The following is a 295-nucleotide window of genomic DNA, read 5'->3' on the forward strand; positions in this document are numbered from 1 at the left end:
CGGCACAGTTCGCCGTGTCCGTCGAGCGCGATGCCGTAGAAACCGGACTCTTCCATCCAGTATTTTTCTTCGACGCACTGGCGGATTTTTTTCGCCCGCTCCCGATAGTGCGCCGCCGGCTCGGGCAGGCCACGCAGTTTGGCGAAGTGGGCCATGGTGTCGAACGCCGCGCTGGCGTACGCCTGCACTTCGACCAAGGCGATCGGGCCATCGGGAAAATGGCCGTCGGCGTGGAATACCGAATCGTGGCTGTCTTTCCAGCCTTGATTCGCGAGTCCTCCATCCGACTCGCGCT

The 295-nt window shown here is 62.4% G+C and carries 1 pseudogene; it reads right to left on the reverse strand.

Annotation, left to right across the window (positions count from 1 at the left end):
* Positions 1-295 (reverse strand): annotated as a pseudogene (locus SB764_RS39285) (amylo-alpha-1,6-glucosidase); the annotation flags it as partial.

The sequence above is a fragment of the Paraburkholderia sp. SIMBA_027 genome (genome assembly GCF_046535315.1).
Taxonomy (GTDB): domain Bacteria; phylum Pseudomonadota; class Gammaproteobacteria; order Burkholderiales; family Burkholderiaceae; genus Paraburkholderia; species Paraburkholderia tropica.